This is a genomic window from Myroides sp. 1354, from assembly GCF_030324495.1.
Classification (GTDB): Bacteria; Bacteroidota; Bacteroidia; order Flavobacteriales; family Flavobacteriaceae; genus Flavobacterium.
Genome location: NZ_JACAGN010000009.1, coordinates 96,130 through 118,704 on the forward strand (window position 1 = coordinate 96,130; position 22,575 = coordinate 118,704).

Genomic DNA, 22,575 nt, shown 5'->3' on the forward strand with positions numbered 1-22,575 from the left:
TAAGGTAGGGTTTTTCTCTTTTGTGACCAATATGATGTTGCAGTTGTATGACCTATCTTTTCGAAGCAAAACAAAAGAAGAAGAAGTGGCAACCTCAAAATAGCCCAAAATAATGGCTTTTTTAGAAGTATTTCTTCTAAATGAGGCTAAGATTAGTTTTTTTGCAAAAACAAAGAATTCTCAAATTGCGAATGTTTGAGGAAAAACAGTAGATATTTCGCTGTGGAATGAAATATGTATTGGTTAAAATAGGTGCAGTGAGTTTTGTTTGATACTAATACAGTAAAAAAACCGATGTTTTTAAATATCTATATTTGATAAGGCAATGCAGTTGTTGCTTTGTATGATTTAAACGTTTAGGTTAGGATGAACCACAAATTATTAATTGAATTTATGCATCTTCTTTTTGAATTTGAAAAGGATACAGCGGGAGGGTTATTGCCTAAATATGCCCAAACTATTGATGGATTTAAAAAGTGGATCCGAGAAAAACAAGAGGATCCTATAATAAACGAGGATTTAGTATTGGGAGATACCGTTGTAACGACAGAGCAACATATTACAATTGCCTTAGTGAAAGTAGCCAATTACAGTAAAATGTATTGGCGATCGCTATTAGCAGATATTCCCATCGCGACACAAGAAAATTGGATGGTCTTGTTTAATTTGTGGATGTATGGCGCTATGACAAAAATGGAGTTGATTCGTATCATTGCACAAGAAAAACCGACGGGAATGCAGATTATCAATCGACTAATTCAACTGGAATTTGTAGACCAAAGCGATTCTGAGGTAGACAAGAGAAGTAAAATTATTGAAATTACAGCAGTAGGACAACGCGAACTGTTGAATCAAATGAATGAAATTCAGCAGGTTTCTCAAATGATTAATGGAAAATTAGGACACAGTGAAAAACAGCAGCTACTCCTTTCTTTAACTAAATTGATGGACTTTCACGAAGAGGTCTTCAAAGAAAATAAAAGTAAAACTGAATTGTTGCATCTTGTTTTGAATCACAGTAAAAAGGAGAGTTAGTTAACAGTTCACAGTTAATTTTCTGATTGAAGAATATATTTTCTTTAATCTGAAATTTGGTTAATCGGTTAAACTATCTAACCTTCCTAAACATCCTAATCCATTAAAAATTAACAGCTAACAGTTAATTTTCTGATTTAGGGATATACTTTCTTTAATCGATAATCTAACAAAAAAGCAACTTGCAAAAAAGCAAAGCACAAACCTCATAACTATCTTTTCAAATCCACCTCTTTTAAAGGAATCACCTTTGTTTTGTACTTCAATTTATGATAGAAGTAGAAGAATAAGAAAAAGGGAATTCCCATATAGGTAATGAAGATGCCCTGCCAATCGACAATTCCTTCAAAAATCATTTTACTATCTTGACCAATAATCACACATAAGCACAGAATAAAAGCGAAGATAGGGCCAAACGGAAAGAGTTTCGCGCGGTATATCAATTGTTTAGGATTGTGCCCTTGAGCAACATAGGCACGTCTAAAACGGTAGTGACTGATTGCTATTCCCAACCAAGCAATAAATCCGGTTAATCCTGAGGCAGCTAAGATAAAATCTACGGCTTTAGGGGTAACAGATTGTATGATGAAAATAAGTAAAACAACCAAAGCAGTGGCTAATAAGGCTAGAATAGGAACACCGTGTTGATTCGTTCGACCAAATGAACGATGGGCCATGCCGTCTTTCCCCATGGCATATAGCATACGCGTTGAAGCATACATGCCCGAATTTCCTGCAGATAGAATAGAGGTTAAAATTACTGCATTCATCAAAGCTGCAGCAAATGCCCAATGAGCCTTTTCAAATACAAGCGTAAAAGGTGATTTGGCAATTTCTGTAATATCGGCACCTAAAAGCTCCGGACTAGTATAGGGGATAATCAAACCAATGACAAAAATAGAGAGAATGTAAAATATGAGGATGCGCCAAAACACTTGTTTGATCGCTTTTGGAATGTTCTTTTCAGGATTTTCAGATTCTCCTGCTGTGATTCCAATAAGTTCAGTTCCCTGAAAAGAAAACCCCGCAATTAAGAAAACCCCTAAAACAGTAAGAAATTTACCGGAAAATCCATCTCCAATAAAAGGAGCGTCTCCAATCGTAAAGTTTTTAAAACCAATGTATTCTCCGCCTAGAATACCAAAAATGGTCAATAATCCTACGCCTAAAAAGACAATGACGGTAATCACTTTAATAAAAGCAAACCAATATTCTGATTCTCCATAGGCTTTAACGGATAAGGTGTTTAATCCCAGTATAATCCCAAAGAAAAGTAAACTCCACGCCCAAGGAGGTAAGAAGCTGAGCGGCTCCCAATAGGAGATAACCAAAGCGGCGATGGACACGTCTACAGCTACCGTAATGACCCAGTTGAACCAATAGTTCCAACCCAAAGCATAGCCCAAAGAAGGATCTACAAATCGGGAAGCATAGGTGCTAAATGATCCTGATACAGGTAAATACGTAGCCATTTCACCAAGAGACGTCATCAAGAAATAAACCATTACGCCAATAGCGGCATAGGCTAATACTGCTCCTCCAGGTCCTGCTTGGTGAATCGCTTCACCACTGGCCATGAATAAACCCGTTCCAATACAACCGCCTATGGCAATCATGGTTAAGTGTCGAGCTTTGAGTTTGCGTTGTACGCCAGAATTAGTGTTGTCTTGTTCCGTCATCGTTGATTCATTTCTAACAAATGTAATTATTAATCAAGTGGTATGGGAATTTTTCCTGCAGATTATACGAAAAAGATAGGAAATAACAGTGTAACCTTTCTTTTTTATAGTTGTGTTGTTCCTTCTTCCTTGGCTCAAGACAGGTAAACCGCTTGAATTGAAATGTTAAAAAATTAATATTTTATATAAAGATGAAGTGGCTTAAAATTGTGGTATTCTCTTTTATTTTGTGTTATTAATCTTGATTTGATTTTTTTATTTGAAATATTTTTTGATTGTATAATTAGCTAAATGTTTTTTTAACTAAATTTTTATTTAATTTAGGCGTTCATAGTAGTAATAGTAAAATAAGATTTATGGTAAGAAGAAAACAGTTGCTCAAAGTGGTAATACTTGCACTTTTGACAATACCAGCATTTGTTTTAGCCTCACCCAAACTGAAAACTTGGATGGAGGATATGAGCGTGTATTGGTTTGATACGAGTGTTAACCCGAATCAAAGTACGTTGAATCGCGATGCAGCATTATTTTTTGACGATCCCGTTTGTGATGTTATCACAACACTTCCTTTTGTTGAAACTTTTGCTTCAGATTCTCCAACAAAAGAATGTTGGACGGTTGTGGATGGGAACGAGAATGATAATACATGGGATTTGAACTACGATAGCAATCCTTATATAGGAGATCAAGTAGCGATGTTGTATACTGATTACAATGGAGGAGATAATGATGATTGGTTAATTACACCAACCATTCAGCTTAATGGAAATCAAAGATTGCGCTATTTCTACCGCGTACAATCGCAGAATGAACCCAATGATTTTAGAGTTGTATTGTCAACAAATGGAACAGCAACGGCTAGTTTTGTTCACGAATTAGTGCCACTTCGCGAATATAATAATATAGAATATCGCGAAGAAATTGTGTATCTAGTTGATGAAAATGGAGCACCTTTTACAGGAAATGTGAATATTGCTTGGCACGTGCCTCCTGGAGGATTAGATGGTTGGCGTTTATATGTAGACAATGTGATTATAGAGGATATTCCACCTTGTCCTACTCCTTTGGGGATAACGGTTTCTAATCGCACAGTAAATAGTGCACAAATTAATTGGACTGAAGGGTATCAAGAGGATGAATGGGAAGTAGCTGTACAATTGGCGGGTACGGGTGAGCCCACTACAGGTGTAGAAGTACAAGCTGCTACGTATGGTGCAACTCAACTTACAGCCAATACAGCATACGAAGTATATGTTCGCGCTAAATGTGCAGAGGATGAGTTTTCTGATTGGGTTGGACCAGTGAACTTTAGCACGCAAATCATTCCCGTAAGTCTGCCTTTTACGGATGGTTTTGAAGGAACAAATAATTTTGTGTTTCTCGGAAACAGAGTGAATAAATGGGTAGTGGGAACTGCTGTAAATAACGGTGGAACGCACGCCATGTACATCAGCGATGATGAAGGAGTTTCTCATCATTATGAAACAGATGATGAGGATTGGGAATCAACAGTTGCTCATGCCTATAAAGATTTTACAATTGATGCTGGTGTTAATGAACTCCAACTAACGTTTGATTGGATGTGTATGGGAGAGGGTGAGTTTTGGCCTAGTGACTATTTTAAAGTGTGGATTGTACCTGTCGATTATATAATAGTAGCCAATGAAGAAATTGACGAAGATGCGGAAGGGGTACTTCAACTAGGGCAATCCAACTATTATTTGAATAATGCGTTTCAGAGTGAACTAATCTTTTTTGATGGAACGCCTTATCGAGGAGAAAACATACGCCTTGTATTTGAATGGAGAAATGACGGAAGCGGGGGTACACAACCTCCTGCAGCTATTGACAATGTCGATTTGAGAAATGTGCTTTGTAGCAGACCGCAAAACTTGGAAGTAAATGCCGTTACTTCAACTAGTTTTACTGTGGGGTGGACACCTGTTACCGATGTGAATACCTACGAGTTTATACTTAAAACAAATCCATTGCCATTAGCATTGGATACGGATACACCTACGCATAGCGCTACAGGAAATACTTATACATTTACCAACCTTACCACGGGGTCTTTTTACTATGTGTGGATGAGAACCTCTTGTGATGCTACGACAAAAAGTAAATGGATTGGGCCTATAGCGGTTAATATTCCAAATATGACCCCTCAGGCACTACCTTACAATGAGTCTTTTGAAGGAGATGTGTATTTTCAAACCAATCACAGTGATTTTCAGCAGTGGGTAGCCGGAAATGCGGTAAGTGCAAACGGAACTCGTTCTTTATATGTAACGAATAACCACGGGGTTATGAATAGGTATACCGTGGATGAAGAAACTGTGATTCACGCGTTTAAAGATTTTATCGTACCTGCCAATACACAGCAGCTCGATATTTCTTTTGTATGGCGAGCAGTGGGTGAGTTTAACCCTAGATGGGATGATGAACCAAGTGATTTTATGAAGATTTGGATGGTACCAACGTCATTTACACCAACAGTAGATGTTGCCATTACCCCAGCGGCTAATCGAATTGAATTAGATCCAACCGTATTTTTTGCTAATACTAATCAATTTACAGTTCAGCGAAATGTTGTCAATGCAACGGCATTTGCAGGCCAAAATATGCGTCTTGTTTTTGAATGGATCCAAGATCCTTTCTCGGGTACACAACCACCTGCGGCTGTAGATAATCTCGTAGTGAAACCCTATACGTGTAAAGATGTTACGGAGCTGAATGCTCTGTTAATTGAAAATACTAGTAATTTTGAAATTACCTGGACTCCAGGACCAGGGCAAACCAAATGGGAAGTTTTTATTATTGAAAATGGAGAGCCATATCCAACGGAATCGGATACGGGAATTATTGTAGAGGGAGACCCTTCTTATATCGTAGAGAATGTACCAGAAGAAACTTTCTTTAAAGTATTTGTACGCCCAATTTGTTCAGATACCGAAAAAGGATGGTGGACAGGCCCCAAAGATTACTCTATTTTCCACCCTCCTGGATGTGCTGGGATTACCTTAGATGATATTGAATTAAATATTTCGGTGGATGGCGATTATATCATCTGTTCCGATGATCCGTATACATTAGATTTAAAAGCGAATTATTACGATATCAAAGCAACAACGGATTATGCAGTTGAAGCGATTGACTATGCGCCACCATTCCCATTTTTCGGAGGAGATGCTGTAAATTTGACTATGGATGACGATTGGTCGAACATCATTGATTTAGGATTCGATTTTTGTTTTTATGGTAATAGTTACAACAAAGTCTTAATTTCCGCCAATGGGGCAATTACATTTAGTATTGAGGGAGTTGTTCCAGGAGGTTTATATGAACCAGGTTCTCGAGGTGGATGGGCATTTAATGATCCTATTCCTTTTGTAGGAGATTTTGGAGATCCTCCGTTTGCCAATGCAATATTTGGTGTTTTACAAGATACTAATCCTGAAGAATCACCAGATAATTATTCAGTAAATTATCAGATTCTGGGTTCATATCCATGTCGTGCCTTAGTGTTTAATATTTATCAAATGGGTATGTTTAATTGTGGATATGATGAAGATGATATTGAAGGAAGTACTGCAACTACTCAGGTTGTATTGTATGAAGGAACCAATATTGTAGAGGTGTATGTGAAAAATAGAATACCATGTGAGGACTGGAATGACGGTAATGGTTTAATAGGGATGCAAAACCAAGACGGTACTTTAGCTCACTTTCCAGCAGATAGAAATACAGGTGATTGGACAGCACAAAATGAAGCGTGGCGTTTTACACCAAATGGTGAGTCAATCGCGAGTTTTGAATGGTTGAAAGATGGCGAAGTACTTACTACAGATACAGATATTACGGTAACGATTACAGAATCGACAACGTATACGGGTAGAATTAAGTATGAACACTGTAATGGAGATGAGATGGTTATCGAAAAGAGTTTTAACTTCTTAAAAGAACCCATGATTCTCAATGCACCTAAAACCCTATATGATTGTGCGAAAAAACCAGGTAGTACGTATTACTACAACTTGGATGAGAATATTGCCAATATCATTAAAGATTTTGACGTAGAGGATGTGACGATTGATTATTACAAATCACAGGCAGATGCTGAAAATGATGTGAATAAGCTAGAGGTAATGTATGAAACCCTAACTCCTCTTACCGATGTTATCTTTATGAAGGTTACGAATAAGATTACCGAATGTTCGAAGATTGTAAGCTTTAACTTGGGAGTGAATAGCCAATTAGGGGCAACGAAAATCAAAGATATTTTCGTTTGTAAAGAAGTGTCTCTACCTGCTTTAGCGGAAGGAGAGGCATACTATACGGAACCTTATGGTGCTGGAACTCGATATAATGCAGGAGATATCTATAATGTGGTGGGTAAAAATACACTTTATGTCTACCACGAAGATGAAAAACTGTGTTATGGCGAATCTAGTTTTAATGTCGAAGTGTTACCGGAAGTAGTTGCTCCTGTATTAGAAAGTAAAACGCTTGCTTGTGAAACATTCACATTGCCAGAATTGCCTAAGGATAGTAAATATTATACAGAAGCAAATGAAGGAGGAATCGAACTTTTTAAAGATTATGAAGTCATCGTTCCTATGACCATTTACATTGTAACGAGAAATGGCAATAAAGAAGTATTCTGTTATGATGAAAGTAGCTTTACTATCGATTTTGAAGATTGTCCTATTCCAAAAGGATTCTCTCCAAATGGTGATGGTATCAATGATAGTTTTGATTTAACCGAACACGGAGTCGCAAAAATTCAAGTATTTAACCGAAATGGAGTGGAAGTGTATTCACATGGTTTAGGATATAAAACGGAATGGATGGGACAAGATAAATCAGGCAATAAATTACCTGCTGGTACCTATTATTATGTGATTGTATCCCATGGTAAATTAAAAACGGGCTGGGTACAGTTGAATTACTAGTGGGTTAACCGTGAACAGTTAACGGTTGACAGAAGATAAGTTAAAATAAAAAAGCCAATCCTTAAAATAGGATTGGCTTTTTTGTTCGTTGTTGGTTGTTGGTTGTTCGTTGTTCGTTGTTGGTTGTTCGTTGTTGGTTGTTGGTTGTTGTTGTTGTTGTTGTTGTTGTTGTTGTTGTTGTTTTTGTTGTTGTTGTTGTTGTTGTTGTTGTTGCGACGATGAGATGCGTAGGGACCAATGGCAATTGGTCTTATGACATGATAAAATATCAATAAATGGAAAAATCAAAGGCAATTGGTCTATGACATAACCAGTCCGTTGCTCCAGCTCGTATGTCACTCCGACGATAGGAGGGGGTGTATCTCGCGCTCACACCATACAGTGAACAGTTATAGAAGAAAAAGACACAGATTAGAATAAGATTAAAAATCAATTAAAAACAGATTAAAGAGAAATTAAATTTACTTAATCTGTTATTTTTATGTTAATAATTTATTTTTGTTAGTATATATTTGGGAAATAACCAAAATCCGAAATACATACAGATGAAAAAAATTACCATTCTTTTCTTATGCCTGCTCCACTTTTTTGTTGCTTTTGGACAAGAAGTAACTATCGGAACGGGAACAGCGACCTTCCGACAGCCGTTGAGTAATTGGTATGGGTTTGAACGGTCCGCAGCACTTTATACCGCTGCGGAAATCGGTCGAACTGGATATATCAACGAAATCGCTTGGTCTATTGGTACAATAAGACCAGCAAGACCAATTAAAATTTATTTGAAAGAGGTGGACGCAACCTCACTCACAGCGACCAACTGGAGTACCTTTATACAAGGGGCTACCTTAATGTATGATGGGCCTTTTACACCTACAGTTTTAGGTTTTAATCCCATTGTATTTGACGAATCTTTTCCGTTTTTGACACCTGGAAAGAGCTTATTGGTTTTAGTAGAGGCTAATGTTGGCGGAAGTGGAAATGGAGATGGTATTGATGGATTGAGAATTGCTCATTCGCCTAGTGCAGCCATGCATTTTACGGCAAGCAGTGATAGCAATGCACCAACCTCAAATCTTGCTTCTAGTAGTCAACGACCAAACATTCGATTGACTTTTGGACCTCGAACAAGTTGCTTTAGTCCTGCGAATCCGCAAGCTGAATTTATTGGTAGAACAACGACAGTACGCTTATCTTGGACGCCACGAGGTGATGAACGTGTTTGGGAGGTTTATACCATAGAACAAGGTCAGCCTGAGCCCACAGCTACAACAGTGGGAATTCGAGTGGAAGACATCCCCATGTTATTGCTAGAAAATGTAGAAGAAGAAAAGTATTTTAAATTCTATGTACGTGCCGTTTGTCAAGGAGAAGATGGAATAACGACAACCAAATGGGTGGGGCCTGTTGCTTATTCGTTCTTTACTCCTCCGATGTGTGCTGACCTCGATATTGAAGTAGAGGGGGTAGAGTCTTCTGCTACGGATATCTATTACCTGTGTGGAACAGAACCAATAACGCGAAGATTGAAGATGGATGTTGTTGATATTAAAATGACGGATAAGTATAGAATAGAATCTATTGACTACGATCCTCCTTTTCCTTTTGTAGGAGGAAGTGGAATCTCCATGACTGCAGATGATATCTGGTCAAATGTGATAAACCTAGGGTTTGATTTTTGCTTTTATGGTAAAAAATTCAATAAAGCACTGGTTTCTACCAATGGAGCGGTTTCTTTTAGTATTAAAAATGAAGTCCCAGGAGGAATGTATAGGCCTAATACATTTAGTGCTTGGCAATATTCACAATCCCTTCCCTTTATTCAAAATACAGATTCCTTTGGTCCATTTGTAGACGCCGTATTTGGGGTGTATCAAGATTTATATCCCAATACATCGCCACCAGATTATTCGTTTAATTATCAAGTGTTGGGAAATTATCCTTGTCGAGCGTTGGTGGTGAATATGTACCATATGGGCTTGTTTAACGTGCCTTTTAATCCCAACGACATTGAAGGAAGTACGCAAACCTCTCAGATTATATTATATGAAGGAACCAATATTATTGACGTTTACGTCAAAAATAGACCTGTAAATCTCAGTCATAATAGTGGAAATGGATTAATTGGTATTCAAGGAAGAACAACAGCTCAATTTCAGGTTCCTCCAGGACGTAATACAGGTCCGTGGACGACAAGAAATGAGGCTTGGCGCTTTATACCAGATGGAGAATCTACCGTGCAATTTCAATGGTATAAAAATGGAGAACCGTTCTCTAAATCCCCCATCATTGATGTGGTTATCTCAGAGGAGGTTATCTATACAGCAAAAGCGATCTACAGCGGTTGTGAAGTGGACGATTTTATTGTGGAACGAACGATTAGCTTCCTCAGAGAAGATTTTGAAATTCCCACTTTAACGAATATTGAGGTTTGTGGTCATGCAAATGATCCCCAAGGCAAAGTGAACATTGATTTGATACCGAAGAAAACGTTAATTATAGAGGCTATAAATACACATAATAATAGCAATATAAACTTTGATATTGAATACTATAAGGATGAGGAACTAACCATCCCGATGTCTGATGTCATTGCCGTAAGCGGTAAGGAAAAAATATATGTCAAAGTCATCAACAGAAAAACAAAATGTGAAAAAGTAAGTACTTTTCAAGCCATACGCTCTAAACCAATTGAGGTAACTACCTTGAACACTATTGAAGCCTGTGAAAGTTATGTTTTACCTGAATTAAAAGAAGGGGAAATGTATTATGACCAACCCCAAGGACAGGGTGTATCCTATCAAGGGGGAGAACGCTATGCAATTAAAGGAGATTCAGTACTGTATATTTATCAAGAAAATGAATTTAATTGTTGGGGGCAGAGCGAATTTAAATTAACGTTATATGAATCTATTACAGCCGATGTAATTGCAGATCAACGCCTCCTGTGCCAGAATTTTGTATTACCTGAACTGTCAACGGGAAATACCTATCACACCGAACCCCAAGGGAAAGGAATGGAATTGAAGGCAGGAACAATCATCTTTGAACCCACAACCCTCTATATTTATGCGCATAATGGAGGGAAAGAGGTGTTTTGTTCGGACGAAAGTAGCTTTAAGATTCAATTTGACGATTGCCCTATTCCAAAGGGAATTTCTCCCAATGGGGATGGAATTAATGATACCTTTGACTTATCCGATTATGGCATCGCTAAAATTCAGATTTTTAATCGCAATGGAGTAGAGGTATATAGTCATGGTCCAGGATATACCAATCAATGGGAAGGGCAGGATAAGTCTGGTAATAAACTACCCGCTGCGACGTATTATTATATTTTAATTTCACACGGAAAACAACGAACAGGCTGGGTACAGCTGAATTATTAAATGGTTATCGGTTAACAGTTAACAGAAGATTTTCAATAATAAAAAAAATTATTCCTTTATAGGGGGGGGTGCTTTTTTGCAAGTTACTTTTTTGTCAGATAATCGATTAAAGAAGACACATCCTTAAATCAGAAAAATTAACTAACCTAACCAATTAACCAATTAACCAATTAACCATTCCGTTATTCCAGTTCGTTATTCCACTCCGTATGTCACCCCGACGATAGGAGGGGTCGCATCCCGCGCTCACACTATACAGTTAACAGAAGATTTTCAATAATAAAAAAACCATTCCTTTATAGGAGTGGTTTTTTTTGTATGTTGTAGGGACGATAGGATACGTAGGGGCCAATGGCAATTGGCCTTATTGTATGATACAATATCGATATAACTCATAACCGATAACTCATAACCAATTAACCAATCAAGAAATTCTTAAAGTCAGTAAAGTTCAAGGGATGAACGCCGTGACCGACAGGGTATTCTTTGTATTGGTGTTTGATTTGTAAGGCATCTAAGATGGGTGATGTTTTCCTAGCCCAATCTACAGGGATGACTTGATCCACCGTACCATGAGAGGCAAATAATTGCAATTGACTAAAATCGTTTTGTTCAAAACCTGCTTTGATGATATTTGCATTAAAATAGCCGCTTAAAGCCACTACTTTATTGATTTTTTCAGGATAAGATAACGCAATAGCGTAGCTTAATATAGCTCCTTGACTAAATCCAACCAAGTTGATGTTTGTTGCATCAATAGGGTAGGTTTGAACCAATTCGTCAATGAATTTTACGATTAATTCGCGAGATTCAATGGCTTGTTGGTCATCTGAAAATTTATTGGCATCGGCGTCAAAGTGAATGGCGTACCACGCATAACCGTAAGGCGGAACAGGGTAGGGCGCTTGAGCCGATACAATATAATACTCTTCTGGAAGCTCACTGGCAAAAGAAAATAAATCTTCTTCGTTACTTCCATAACCATGTAGTAAGAGGATTAAAGGATTTTTATCTTTTTTTATTTTAGGTTCTTGAATCAAGTAATTGATTGATAATGATGTTTCCATATTTACGCAGATAATTTGTCAAACCATTTTTGAAAATAACCACCTAAACCAGGTAGTACACGTACTTCTCCTTGAATGGATCCCAAAAAGCTATAGAACCATAAAACAACAAAACAAACATAAAAGGGAACAGTTGCAAATAGAGAATCTACATTAGATACAAAATACCCGAATACATAAAACATCAAGTGTAAACCAAAGGTCTGTTTGATGTAAAATCCAGCGTATTTGTTCTTAGGCTCAATATTCATAAAGATGACAATCATACACCCTAAAATCGTAAGGTGGGATGCCAAGGCCATATTCTTTCCGCTTTCAATTTCTTTAGCCGTAAAAGTTTTAATCATAATACTTGAATATAAATTGTTTTTTTAGTTAAACTAAAAATTAAAGGTTTGCTTATCTTGGCGAATTACTCCATGCACTTTTCCTTGCATAGCACTACCTAAGAATGCGGAGTTCTTCGATTTAGAAAGAATATTTTCTTTTGTAAACGTCCATGTTCCTTCTGTAGTGAATAAGCTGAGGTTTGCCTCATTTCCTTCTTGGATATGAACTGTAGGTAGTCCGAATATTGCACGCCCTGCGGTTAATTTATCTACGATTACTTCGATAGGTAAAACCGTATTGAGCGCAGCAAATGCAGATTCTAATCCGATAGTTCCCGAAGTAGCAAGGTCAAATTCTAGTTTTTTGTGTTCAATATCCAAAGGCGTGTGATCCGTTGTAATACAATCGATAGTATGGTCTAATACACCAGCTAATAGCGCTTGTCTGGTTGCTTCATCTCGCAATGGAGGACTTACTTTATGGCGGCTGTCAAAAGCAGTTAATTTAGCGTCGGTTAATACCAATTGGTGAACCGCCACACTACAAGTTACGTGTAATCCTTTTGCTTTTGCTTCGCGAATAAGCTCCACGGATTTAGCCGTAGATATTGTCGGAATGTGCATTTTGCCTCCGGTGTATTCCAATAAGAATAAGTTGCGTGCTACTTGCAATTCCTCTGCTAAAGGAGGAATTCCTTTTAAGCCCAAGGTTGTGCTGGTAACACCTTCGTGAACCACTCCTTTTCCTTTGATGCTCTTATCTTGTGAAAAGGCCAATACCAATCCATCGAAATCCTGTACATATTGCAAGGCGATTTTTAAGACATTCGCATTGTCAATTGCTTTTTTATAATCGCCAAATGCCACTGCACCAGCGTTTTTCATATCGTATAATTCTGCTAAATCCGTTCCTTCGCTTTTCATGGTTAAAGCACCAATCGGAAAAGCCTCTGTCGTTTGTCCGAAGGCCTTTTGTTTGATAAAGCTCACAATACTTTGATTGTCCGTAATCGGGTTGTTGTTAGACTCAATAGCCACCTGGGTAAAACCGCTTTTAGCAGCTACTTCTAATCCGTGAACCAAAGTTTCTCTTTCCTCATATCCCGGTTCACCAAAAGAAACAGAGGTGTCAAACCAACCTGGAGAAACACTTAAATCTTCCAATTGTACTACAGTAGCATCAGCCGCTGTTATAGCATCAGCGATGAGTTCAATTTTTCCGTTTTTTACGTGGATATCCTTCACTTGGTTGTGGAATGGACTTGTTGAATCTATGATTTTTGCAGATTTTAAAATGATATTCATTTTAGTGCGAGAATTAAAATTAGTTATGTGTAGTTAATGTGTACAAAAATACTTTTTATTTTTTGGTTTTGCGAGGAACTCCGCTAAGAAAAGAACAAAAAAAATACACCCCTTATCTGGATGTATTATTTTGTTTTTTTACTAATATTTTCGAATTTTCAAAACACTCATTGAGCGCTTGATAGATTTGAAAATCAGTAGCTGTATAGATGAATCGATCTGTCTGGTTGCAGTTCTTCAAGGTTTTAATAATATCCTCTTGGGTGATACCCAGTAAACCACAAACGATTTCACGATCATAACGTGTTTGCATCAAGGCAATCATATTTTGATCCTCTCGGATGTTCTCGAGCTTCTTGAGTTCTTTGGCTTTGCCTTTAAATAAGTTATATACCGCATCTACGGGACTAAAATAGCTACCTACAGCAATATTGTAAGTGGGCATACTCGTGCGTCTATAGAAATCTACTTGTAGCTTATCGTTGAGTTCGATTAATTTGGTATCTACTTCTAGAATACCCGTTAAATCGTATTTCTTGATGAAAATTTCAGCCAATTCGATGGACTGTTCTGTCAAATACAGTTTTAGATTGTCATTGTTTAACCAGTCGTTGGTTACTTTTAATTTGATGGGCAAATAACCAGGAAAAGAAAAGTGAATGGAGTCATTCAAATTTGCAGCAATAGAGAATGAGCCATCTCGTTTGCTGACAGTTCCCTTTACTTGGGTGATGTTAATCACGTTAACATCGTCAACCGGTAGGAGAGACTTATCGTTGTAAATTGTACCTTTCACTTGCGGAGATTGGCTCCATGCCGCGAAAGACAGTAGGCATGTAAATAAAAAAACTGTAAAATTTCTCATCATTTTTAAAATTGCTTAAAAATAGTGGATATTTTACAGTTTTATATCTTATTTGAAAAAAATTAACAGATTAACTTCTTCTAGGGCGTCTTGGTGCGTTGTTGTCACCACTTCTTCTAGAAGAACTTCTCTCGTTGCGAGGAGCTCTGTCGTTTCTGTTTCCTCTGTCACCGCGGTCATTTCTATCGCTGCGATCATTAGAACGTCCTCCACGATCAGAACGGTTGCTCGTTGAACGATCTCCGCCTCTTCTGTCGCCTCTATCGCTTCTTTCTCCGCGATCTCTGCGCTCAGAACGGAAACCTCCATCTCCGCCACGTCCTCCGCCTCCGCGTCTGTTGTGATCTCTTCTTCCTGAGTTTTTACCTCCGTCATTGTTTGAAATCTCAACATTTACTCGGCGCTCTTTGTACGTCTCGTTGTTTAAGATGGTCATGATCTTGTCTGCGTGCTCTGCATCTGTATTGAAGAAGGAGAATCCCTCTTTTACGTCTACTTTGAATAAGTCATCACGACCTAATTCTAACGTATCGCGTAAGTAATCTTTCAAGCTCATCCAATCGAATCCGTCTTTTGCTCCTAAGTTTAAGAAGAAACGAACCGCTCCATCTGTAGGAACTTCTTTCGATGATCTTCCAGCTGAACCAACATTCGTTAAGCTGTTTGACGATTTTTGGTAGTATTCTAATAAGTGGTTAAACTCAACAGAAACTACTTTCTTGATTAATTCTTCCGTTGTTAAATCTTCTAATAACTCCGTAATCGAAGGTAAGAATGTTTCAATCTCCGGATTAACCTCTACGTTTTTGATGCGGTTAGCAATGTGATACAACTGAATTTCGCAGATTTCCAATCCAGATGGAATTGGCTTCTCTTCGAATTTCGTTTTCATGATACGCTCGATTTGAGAAATCTTACGCGCCTCACTTTTGGTGATGATTACCATAGAAACTCCAGATTTTCCAGCACGTCCTGTACGACCACTACGGTGTGTATAGGTTTCGATTTCATCTGGAAGTTGGTAGTTTACTACGTGCGTAATATCATCAACGTCAATACCACGTGCAGCTACGTCAGTAGCTACAAGCATTTGGATTTGTTTACCTCTGAAGGCTTTCATTACCGCGTCGCGTTGTGCTTGCGATAAATCACCGTGTAGAGCTGCTGCGTTATAACCGTCTTCGATTAATTTTTCAGCAATCGCTTGTGTATCTCTCTTTGTTCTACAGAAAATGACAGAGAAGATATTTGGATTGGCATCTGCTAAGCGTTTTAACGCTAAATAGCGGTCTCTAGCAGAAACTAAATAATACTCGTGACTAACATTAGTTGATCCTTGATTTTTGTGTCCAACTGTGATTTCAGCAGGGTTAGACATGAATTCTCTCGCGATGCTCGCTACTTCAGCAGGCATTGTTGCAGAGAATAACCAAGTACTTTTGTCTTCTGGTGTGTCAGCTAAAATAGAGGTGATGTCCTCATAAAACCCCATATTCAACATTTCATCTGCCTCATCTAACACACAGTATTCAATATGTTTGATGTCAACCATACCACGGTTAATCATATCTTGCATTCTCCCTGGAGTAGCAACAATGATATGTGCACCGCGTTTGATTTCTCTTGCTTGCTCTGTAATACTCGCCCCACCGTATACAGCCACTGTATGAAGTCCTTTTACGTACTTAGAGTATTGTTTGATTTCATTTGCAATTTGCAAGCATAGCTCTCGCGTTGGTGATAAAATCAACGCTTGAGTGTGTTTTTTAGACAGGTCAATTTTCTGAATAAGCGGAAAACCAAATGCTGCGGTTTTCCCAGTCCCTGTTTGGGCTAACGCAACAATATCGGTATTTTTTTCTAATAATAAAGGAATTGCTTTTTCTTGGATCTCTGAAGGATTCTCAAATCCTAAATCATTAATTGCAGATACTAGCAATTCATTTAGACCTAATAGTTCGAAATTGTTCATATAAATAATAAAATAGGCGCAAAGGTACTACTATTCTTTTATTAAATATGAGTTTCTAACCATAAAAAAAATAAAAAAAATGATTTACGTTGACAAAATTATTTTTTTTCTCATTTTAAAGAGAAAAACCAACAAAAGATTGTGAATTATTAAAAACGGTAGACAAAAAAACTGAAGTCGATGGGAACGGATAGTGTCTAAGGGAAAAAGAAGAAAATCAGCAAATTATACCGTCTACAAAAAAAAAGAACTGAAATGAATCGCGAAAAATAATAGTAAAATTATTAATCTAAATTTTGAGAATTTTTCCAAGTGGCTTGATTATGACGTGTTTGACGCTTTTGAATTGAGGTTTACTTCTGCTATTAGCGATAATTAAAGGAGTATGAGAAATAAAAAAAAGAGGGATGTGTTTTGATTTTACAAAACTACTTGTAATTTTGTCCATGGAGTTTGAATAAAAATGCACAAAATGAGAATATGTGCAATTACTTTAAGATATCATAAAAATATTAGTGGGGACTAAATATATTATACTGAATTCTTAAAAAATACAAACCCTTCAATAGCCTCAAACTTCGTATTGCTATTGAAGGGTTTTTTTATGAGGATTGGTTAACTGTTAACTGTTAGATCAATATTGAATCATGTTATGAGGCCAATTGCCATTGGACCCCTACGTATCTTATCGTTTCAACAACCAACCAACAACCAACGCACAACAACCAACGCACAACAACCAACGCACAACAACCAACAACCAACAAACAACAAACAACAAACAAAAAAACCATCCCTAAAAAGGAATGGTTTTCTTACTATTGAATATCTTCTGTAAACTGTTAACCGATAACTGATAACCTATTCCAGCAGTTTCTCTATATTTCGATCAAAAATATTTACAAACGCTTCTTGAATACTTCCATCTTTATTTAAGATAATGCTGCGTTGAATTTTGGTGATAATCCATTTGTCTTTCATATCATTGAAATCTGTACAACGCAATTCAATAAGATTGGGATGTTTAAAAGGCTGAACCAATTCTTTCCATTCTTGGTGTTCACCATCAATACAAACGGAGATGACTTGAATATGAGGTAATTGCTCTAATAAGGCTATGGCTCTTTTGTGACTGGCTTCTGCGTGTGCTAAGCCGTTTTTGGTCCAAACGAACATCAGCGTTTTTTTGTGGATTAACTTTTTAAAGTCTACCGGTTTCTCATTTAAATCGACCAGGTCTACCTTAGGCAGGCGATTCTCGTACTTTAAATTTTGAACTGCATTTTGAATCTTGATAATTTCTTGGTGTTGCGTGGTGTCCGTAGAAAGTTTGAAATAAGCCTCGAAAAACTTGTCGTTGTTATTGAGATTTTGGTCTTCCAATAAATAGATTAAAGCAATATTGTCTAAAATTGTATTTTTCACCTTTTCATTGCGAATGAGTGTATCCACAACATTCAACTTGGTGATGTTTTTATCAAATTTGGTTTGACTGTCAAAGTCGAGATCCGATTCGTCGCTAATTGAACTCAACATGATAGCCAAGTATTTGGTAAAGGACGAATAACGAATTAATTTTTCGTTGTTGAAGTCTACTTTATTTCGGAAATCGTAATAATTTGAAGGCAATTGGTTGCGAATATCCTCTTTGGTGCGCACATAATGTGCAATAGGGTAAATTTCCTTTTGACTGAAGAAGTGAAGATCTAATTTAGTTTTTGCATATATGTCAAACTCTGGCCCCCAGCCAATAATTGCTTTACTTCTCAAGTAGTAGGTTGTGCGAGCCGCATGAGTAGAGTCGATAAAGCGTGTAAATTGATCAACACCATAATCGTAGTTTTCATAACGCGTCGATTCGTCTACTAAGTTCTTCACCGTTAAATTCATCAAGAAGTTATTTTTCTCTGCCCCACGACCTGAGAAAATGATAGAGTGATCAAAATCTCTGGAGTTCAAACGCAGGTGTAAGCTGTCATTCTTGTCGAAGTAGACATACTGAAATTCAGGGTTGATTCTATAGATATAGAGTCCAGGACTCAATGAATCGAATTTCTTTTCAAAGCGATTGTTTTCATCTAGGAAGATGGTGTCTAACAGATCGTTATCTTTGAAAAATAGAATATATTTACTCGTTGGGTTTTGTATTTCGCCACTGAAATAGGCCGAGTAATCCGTTGTTTCAAATTTCTTCTGACAAGAAAATAACAACAAGACTAATGGCACTAAGCCATAGCGAATGCTTGTATGTAAAAGGTTACTACACATTGTTTTGGGGGATAATGCTAGTTAAAAATTGACGTCGAAAGCAAAAGTAAGTTTTACGATTATTTAAAGTTGTTAATATATGGTTAAAATAAGTAATTCAAAATTGAAATAAATAAGACCGATTAAATCTCATATATATTTAGTAATTTTGCACAAATTAAATCAAACGAGAAATAATGTTAACAGTTTCAAATCTGTCAGTTCAGTTCGGTAAGCGAATTTTATTTGATGAAGTAAATGTAACCTTTACGCAAGGTAACTGCTATGGGATTATCGGTGCGAATGGTGCGGGTAAATCAACGTTTTTGAAAATTTTATCTGGTGAAATTGATCCAACTTCTGGACATGTTATTCTAGAACCGGGCAAACGTATGTCTGTATTAAACCAGAACCACAATATGTTTGATGAGCACACCGTGCTTGAAACAGTGGTGATGGGAAATAAAGATCTATTCGCAGTAAAGAAGGAAATGGACGAGCTGTATTTGAATTATACAGATGAGAATGCTGACCGCATTGGTGAGCTTCAAATTCGCTTTGATGAGATGAATGGGTGGAATGCGGAGTCTGATGCAGCAACGATGTTATCTAACTTAGGTATTGCAGAAGAATTTCACTATACGCTAATGGGAGAAATGGATGCGAAGTTGAAAGTACGTGTGTTATTAGCACAAGCTTTATTCGGAAATCCAGATGTATTAATCATGGATGAGCCGACCAACGACTTGGATTTTGAAACAATCGGTTGGTTAGAAAACTTCTTGGCAAACTACGAAAATACGGTATTGGTTGTATCTCACGACCGTCACTTCTTGGATGCTGTTTGTACACACGTATCGGATATTGACTTCGGAAAAATTACCCACTATTCGGGTAACTATACGTTCTGGTATGAGTCGAGCCAGTTAGCGGCAAAACAAAGAGCGCAACAAAACAAGAAAGCAGAAGAGAAAAAAGCAGAATTAGAAGAGTTTATCCGTCGTTTTAGTGCGAACGTTGCTAAGTCAAAACAGGCAACTTCTCGTAAAAAAATGATTGATAAATTAAAATTAGACGATATTAAACCTTCTTCACGTCGTTATCCGGCGATTATCTTTGATCAAGATAGAGAAGCAGGAGATCAAATTTTAAACATTACAGGATTAGCTAGTTCAATTGACGGTGAAGTATTGTTTAAAGATGTGGATTTAAATGTGGTTAAAGGGGATAAGATTGTAGTGATTTCTCGCGATTCACGTGCAACTACTGCTTTCTATGAAATTATCAACGACAACCTTAAAGCAGATGCAGGTAAGGTAGAGTGGGGAATTACGACTTCTCAGTCATACTTACCAGCAGATAACCACGCGTTTTTTGAAAATGACTTAACCTTAGTAGATTGGTTGCGTCAATGGGCAAAAACGGAAGAAGAAAGAGACGAAGTTTATGTACGTGGTTTCTTAGGAAAAATGATTTTCTCTGGTGAAGAAGCATTGAAAACAGGACGTGTATTATCAGGAGGAGAAAAAGTACGTTGTATGTTGTCTCGTATGATGATGCTAAGAGCAAATGTATTGATGTTAGACGAGCCTACAAACCACTTAGACTTAGAGTCGATTACAGCATTTAATAACTCGTTAAAAGGGTTTAAAGGTACTGTTCTTTTCACTACACACGATAAAGAATTCGCTCAAACGGTTGGAACACGTATCTTGGAATTAACTCCAAATGGGGTAATTGATCGTTATATGACATTCGAAGATTACTTGGATGATCCAAAAGTAAAAGAACTAAGAGATAAAATGTATAAATAGTTAACGGTGAACAGTTAACAGTTTACAGAAGATTTTCAATAGTAAGAAAACCATTCCTTTTTAGGGGTGGTTTTTTTTTGTTGTTGGTTGTTTGTTGTTTGTTGTTCGTTGTTTGTTGTTTGTTGTTTGTTGTTGGTTGTTGGTTGTTGGTTGTTTGTTGTTGGTTGTTGGTTGTTTGTTGTTGGTTGTTGGTTGTTTGTTGTTGGTTGTTTGTTGTTGGTTGTTTGTTGTTGGTTGTTTGTTGTTTGTTGTTGGTTGTTCGTTGTTGGTTGTTCGTTGTTGGTTGTTCGTTGTTTGTTGTTGGTTGTTTGTTGTTGGTTGTTTGTTGTTGGTTGTTTGTTGGTTGTTGGTTGTTGTTGCGATGATAAGATACGTAGGGGCCAATGGTAATTGGCCTTATGATATGATTCAGTATCGATATAACCGATAATCTTTAGATTTGTTTTTTTGCCAGATAATCGATTAAAGAAAAAATATCCTTAAATCAGAAAATTTATCCGATAACCATAAAAAAAAGCCAACCCAACTAAATGGATCGGCTTTTTTAAGATTATCTACGGTAAACCGAGAAGTGTTAATTATCTAACTCTTCTAACTTCAACTGCGTTTAATCCTTTTTTACCTTTTTCAACTTCGTAAGTAACTACATCGTTTTCACGGATGCGGTCAACTAAACCTGAAGTGTGAACGAAAATATCTGCTCCGTTATCGTCTGGTGTGATAAATCCAAATCCTTTAGTTTCATTAAAAAACTTTACTGTTCCTTGTTGCATAATGTATAAAAATTAATTATTCTTTTTTAGCGGCTTCTACCGCGCGTATTCCGTTTTTATTTTGTTCTAGCTTAAAGCTTATCTTTAATCCCTTTTCAAGGGGGATATTTAAATCATTTTGATGTAGAAAGATACTCTCTCTGCTTACTGAGTCAATCACAAAAGCATAACCTTTATCTGTAACATAGCTAATAATTCCTTCATGTTCCGTTTGGGTTATTTTCTCTGCCTTTTGTACTTCCTTTTTCTCTAGTGCTGCTTGTTCTTCTGGAGTAAGATGTGTTAATTGCCCCATTTTATCCACATAAACAAATAAGTCTTCCAGATCTTTTCCTTTGTTATTGTTTTGTTTGCGTTCCTCGCGACGTTTTAATTTCTCGTCCTGTTTTTGCTTTTTCTTTTTGTTGTTTTCTTTCTTAAAAAATGAATCTGCCATTAATTGAATTTAAGTGAACCAATATACAAGGTATTTGGTAATTTATAAATAACTATCGCCTGAGCGATTACACAAGAACATTTCGTTATTCAATTAGTAGCCATCAGGAGAGCGTTTCTAGCACTAGAAACGAGCTTATGTTGCAAAGTGGTTTTGAAAACTTACTTACTACGAATGAAAATAAAAAAATATTTATCCTTGGTGATAAATGCAAAAACAGTAGTAAAAGTTTGAAAAAAATGAGCACAGTTTGGAGCTGTGATGAAATTTACCAGGCTATACAATTTAGTTTAATTGCTAAAATCGAAGCAAAGGTAGAGCTTTTTTTTGGTTTTTTGTTTTTTTTTTAATGGAATAGTAATGTGAGGGGAAGGGATGGGACTTCTTCTTACTGAGAAGGACGAAAATTAGAAGAATTTGATCAAATACATAGGCCTATCTTCCTCCTTTTCTAGCAAGGTTGTATGAGGTAATCAGGTGTTGTTGTTTGTGATACGGCAAAAGAGAAGGGAGGCAAAGCAAAAAACACAACAAACAAATTGGGTGTAATGCTTATAAAAATGTACCTTTGACTGTAAAAATACGATTTAGTCATAATTTTTTTTATAAAAATCCGTTAGATTCAAGTGTTGTTCTATTTAGGTAGGATATCGGAAGCATAGAAAAGATTCAAAATGCTTGTTTTGCTAGAAATAAGTACAAAAGAAAACAACAA

General features: G+C 37.0%; 17 protein-coding genes. 6 read left to right on the forward strand and 11 right to left on the reverse strand.

Annotation, left to right across the window (positions count from 1 at the left end; translation table 11 throughout):
* Positions 1–366: 366 nt before the first annotated feature.
* Positions 367–1,035 carry a MarR family winged helix-turn-helix transcriptional regulator gene (locus HX004_RS10940; RefSeq protein ID WP_286442532.1) on the forward strand — a complete coding sequence of 223 codons (669 nt, stop codon included), beginning with the start codon at positions 367–369 and terminating at the stop codon, positions 1,033–1,035.
* A gap of 212 nt (positions 1,036–1,247) precedes the next feature.
* On the opposite strand, the gene HX004_RS10945 is transcribed toward HX004_RS10940, so the two are convergent.
* Entirely contained in the window at positions 1,248–2,714 is a 1,467-nt protein-coding gene (locus HX004_RS10945) for an amino acid permease (RefSeq protein ID WP_286442533.1), read from the reverse strand.
* Positions 2,715–3,070: 356 nt separating this feature from the next.
* On the opposite strand from HX004_RS10945, the gene HX004_RS10950 reads away from it, so the two are divergent.
* Entirely contained in the window at positions 3,071–7,666 is a 4,596-nt protein-coding gene (locus HX004_RS10950) for a choice-of-anchor J domain-containing protein (protein WP_286442534.1), read from the forward strand.
* A gap of 18 nt (positions 7,667–7,684) precedes the next feature.
* Here the strand turns inward: HX004_RS10950 and HX004_RS10955 are convergent, their stop codons facing one another.
* Positions 7,685–8,005: a hypothetical protein gene (locus HX004_RS10955; protein ID WP_286442535.1), complete on the reverse strand. Its 321-nt coding sequence runs from the start codon at positions 8,003–8,005 to the stop codon at positions 7,685–7,687.
* A gap of 206 nt (positions 8,006–8,211) precedes the next feature.
* Between HX004_RS10955 and HX004_RS10960 the strand changes: the two genes are divergently transcribed.
* Positions 8,212–11,052, forward strand: coding sequence for a T9SS type B sorting domain-containing protein (locus tag HX004_RS10960; protein ID WP_286442536.1), 2,841 nt, complete (start codon positions 8,212–8,214; stop codon positions 11,050–11,052).
* A 416-nt stretch (positions 11,053–11,468) separates the two neighbouring features.
* On the opposite strand, the gene HX004_RS10965 is transcribed toward HX004_RS10960, so the two are convergent.
* The 5 genes from HX004_RS10965 to HX004_RS10985 all read right to left on the reverse strand — a co-directional run bounded on the left by HX004_RS10965 (position 11,469) and on the right by HX004_RS10985 (position 16,590).
* Positions 11,469–12,119 (reverse strand): alpha/beta hydrolase, encoded by a 651-nt coding sequence (locus HX004_RS10965; protein ID WP_286442537.1) that lies wholly within the window; start codon positions 12,117–12,119, stop codon positions 11,469–11,471.
* Positions 12,120–12,121: 2 nt separating this feature from the next.
* On the reverse strand, positions 12,122–12,466 hold the full coding sequence (locus HX004_RS10970; protein WP_286442539.1) for a hypothetical protein: 345 nt from the start codon (positions 12,464–12,466) through the stop codon (positions 12,122–12,124).
* Positions 12,467–12,499: 33 nt separating this feature from the next.
* A complete protein-coding gene (locus HX004_RS10975; RefSeq protein ID WP_286442540.1) occupies positions 12,500–13,753 on the reverse strand; it encodes a dihydroorotase in 1,254 nt (417 codons plus the stop codon).
* A gap of 112 nt (positions 13,754–13,865) precedes the next feature.
* Entirely contained in the window at positions 13,866–14,618 is a 753-nt protein-coding gene (locus tag HX004_RS10980) for a carboxypeptidase-like regulatory domain-containing protein (RefSeq protein WP_286442541.1), read from the reverse strand.
* A 70-nt stretch (positions 14,619–14,688) separates the two neighbouring features.
* Entirely contained in the window at positions 14,689–16,590 is a 1,902-nt protein-coding gene (locus tag HX004_RS10985; RefSeq protein WP_286442542.1) for a DEAD/DEAH box helicase, read from the reverse strand.
* A gap of 652 nt (positions 16,591–17,242) precedes the next feature.
* Between HX004_RS10985 and HX004_RS10990 the strand changes: the two genes are divergently transcribed.
* Entirely contained in the window at positions 17,243–17,428 is a 186-nt protein-coding gene (locus tag HX004_RS10990) for a hypothetical protein (protein WP_286442543.1), read from the forward strand.
* Between the two features lie 23 nt (positions 17,429–17,451).
* Here the strand turns inward: HX004_RS10990 and HX004_RS10995 are convergent, their stop codons facing one another.
* Positions 17,452–18,858: a hypothetical protein gene (locus HX004_RS10995; protein WP_286442544.1), complete on the reverse strand. Its 1,407-nt coding sequence runs from the start codon at positions 18,856–18,858 to the stop codon at positions 17,452–17,454.
* Positions 18,859–19,034: 176 nt separating this feature from the next.
* Here HX004_RS10995 and HX004_RS11000 point away from each other — a divergent pair, with 176 nt between their 5' ends.
* Positions 19,035–20,651, forward strand: coding sequence for an ABC-F family ATP-binding cassette domain-containing protein (locus HX004_RS11000; protein WP_182649907.1), 1,617 nt, complete (start codon positions 19,035–19,037; stop codon positions 20,649–20,651).
* Between the two features lie 60 nt (positions 20,652–20,711).
* Here HX004_RS11000 and HX004_RS11005 read toward each other — a convergent pair whose 3' ends face one another.
* From HX004_RS11005 to HX004_RS11015, 3 genes are all read right to left on the reverse strand, one after another.
* A complete protein-coding gene (locus HX004_RS11005) occupies positions 20,712–21,035 on the reverse strand; it encodes a hypothetical protein (protein ID WP_286442545.1) in 324 nt (107 codons plus the stop codon).
* Positions 21,036–21,229: 194 nt separating this feature from the next.
* Complete coding sequence (locus HX004_RS11010) at positions 21,230–21,424, reverse strand: cold-shock protein (protein WP_002991706.1); 195 nt, start codon at positions 21,422–21,424, stop codon at positions 21,230–21,232.
* A gap of 16 nt (positions 21,425–21,440) precedes the next feature.
* Complete coding sequence (locus tag HX004_RS11015; protein WP_286442546.1) at positions 21,441–21,860, reverse strand: cold-shock protein; 420 nt, start codon at positions 21,858–21,860, stop codon at positions 21,441–21,443.
* A gap of 137 nt (positions 21,861–21,997) precedes the next feature.
* On the opposite strand from HX004_RS11015, the gene HX004_RS11020 reads away from it, so the two are divergent.
* Positions 21,998–22,210 (forward strand): hypothetical protein, encoded by a 213-nt coding sequence (locus HX004_RS11020; RefSeq protein WP_286442547.1) that lies wholly within the window; start codon positions 21,998–22,000, stop codon positions 22,208–22,210.
* The last annotated feature ends 365 nt before the right edge of the window (positions 22,211–22,575 follow it).

Bases quoted from the DNA above. Each gene is read 5' to 3' on its own strand.
- HX004_RS10940 (WP_286442532.1), top strand. From the start codon at position 367: ATGAACCACAAATTATTAATTGAATTTATGCATCTTCTTTTTGAATTT.
- HX004_RS10945 (WP_286442533.1), bottom strand. From the start codon at position 2,714: ATGACGGAACAAGACAACACTAATTCTGGCGTACAACGCAAACTCAAA.
- HX004_RS10950 (WP_286442534.1), top strand. From the start codon at position 3,071: ATGGTAAGAAGAAAACAGTTGCTCAAAGTGGTAATACTTGCACTTTTG.
- HX004_RS10960 (WP_286442536.1), top strand. From the start codon at position 8,212: ATGAAAAAAATTACCATTCTTTTCTTATGCCTGCTCCACTTTTTTGTT.
- HX004_RS10965 (WP_286442537.1), bottom strand. From the start codon at position 12,119: ATGGAAACATCATTATCAATCAATTACTTGATTCAAGAACCTAAAATA.
- HX004_RS10970 (WP_286442539.1), bottom strand. From the start codon at position 12,466: ATGATTAAAACTTTTACGGCTAAAGAAATTGAAAGCGGAAAGAATATG.
- HX004_RS10975 (WP_286442540.1), bottom strand. From the start codon at position 13,753: ATGAATATCATTTTAAAATCTGCAAAAATCATAGATTCAACAAGTCCA.
- HX004_RS10980 (WP_286442541.1), bottom strand. From the start codon at position 14,618: ATGAGAAATTTTACAGTTTTTTTATTTACATGCCTACTGTCTTTCGCG.
- HX004_RS10985 (WP_286442542.1), bottom strand. From the start codon at position 16,590: ATGAACAATTTCGAACTATTAGGTCTAAATGAATTGCTAGTATCTGCA.
- HX004_RS10990 (WP_286442543.1), top strand. From the start codon at position 17,243: ATGAGGCCAATTGCCATTGGACCCCTACGTATCTTATCGTTTCAACAA.
- HX004_RS10995 (WP_286442544.1), bottom strand. From the start codon at position 18,858: ATGTGTAGTAACCTTTTACATACAAGCATTCGCTATGGCTTAGTGCCA.
- HX004_RS11000 (WP_182649907.1), top strand. From the start codon at position 19,035: ATGTTAACAGTTTCAAATCTGTCAGTTCAGTTCGGTAAGCGAATTTTA.
- HX004_RS11010 (WP_002991706.1), bottom strand. From the start codon at position 21,424: ATGCAACAAGGAACAGTAAAGTTTTTTAATGAAACTAAAGGATTTGGA.
- HX004_RS11015 (WP_286442546.1), bottom strand. From the start codon at position 21,860: ATGGCAGATTCATTTTTTAAGAAAGAAAACAACAAAAAGAAAAAGCAA.
- HX004_RS11020 (WP_286442547.1), top strand. From the start codon at position 21,998: ATGTTGCAAAGTGGTTTTGAAAACTTACTTACTACGAATGAAAATAAA.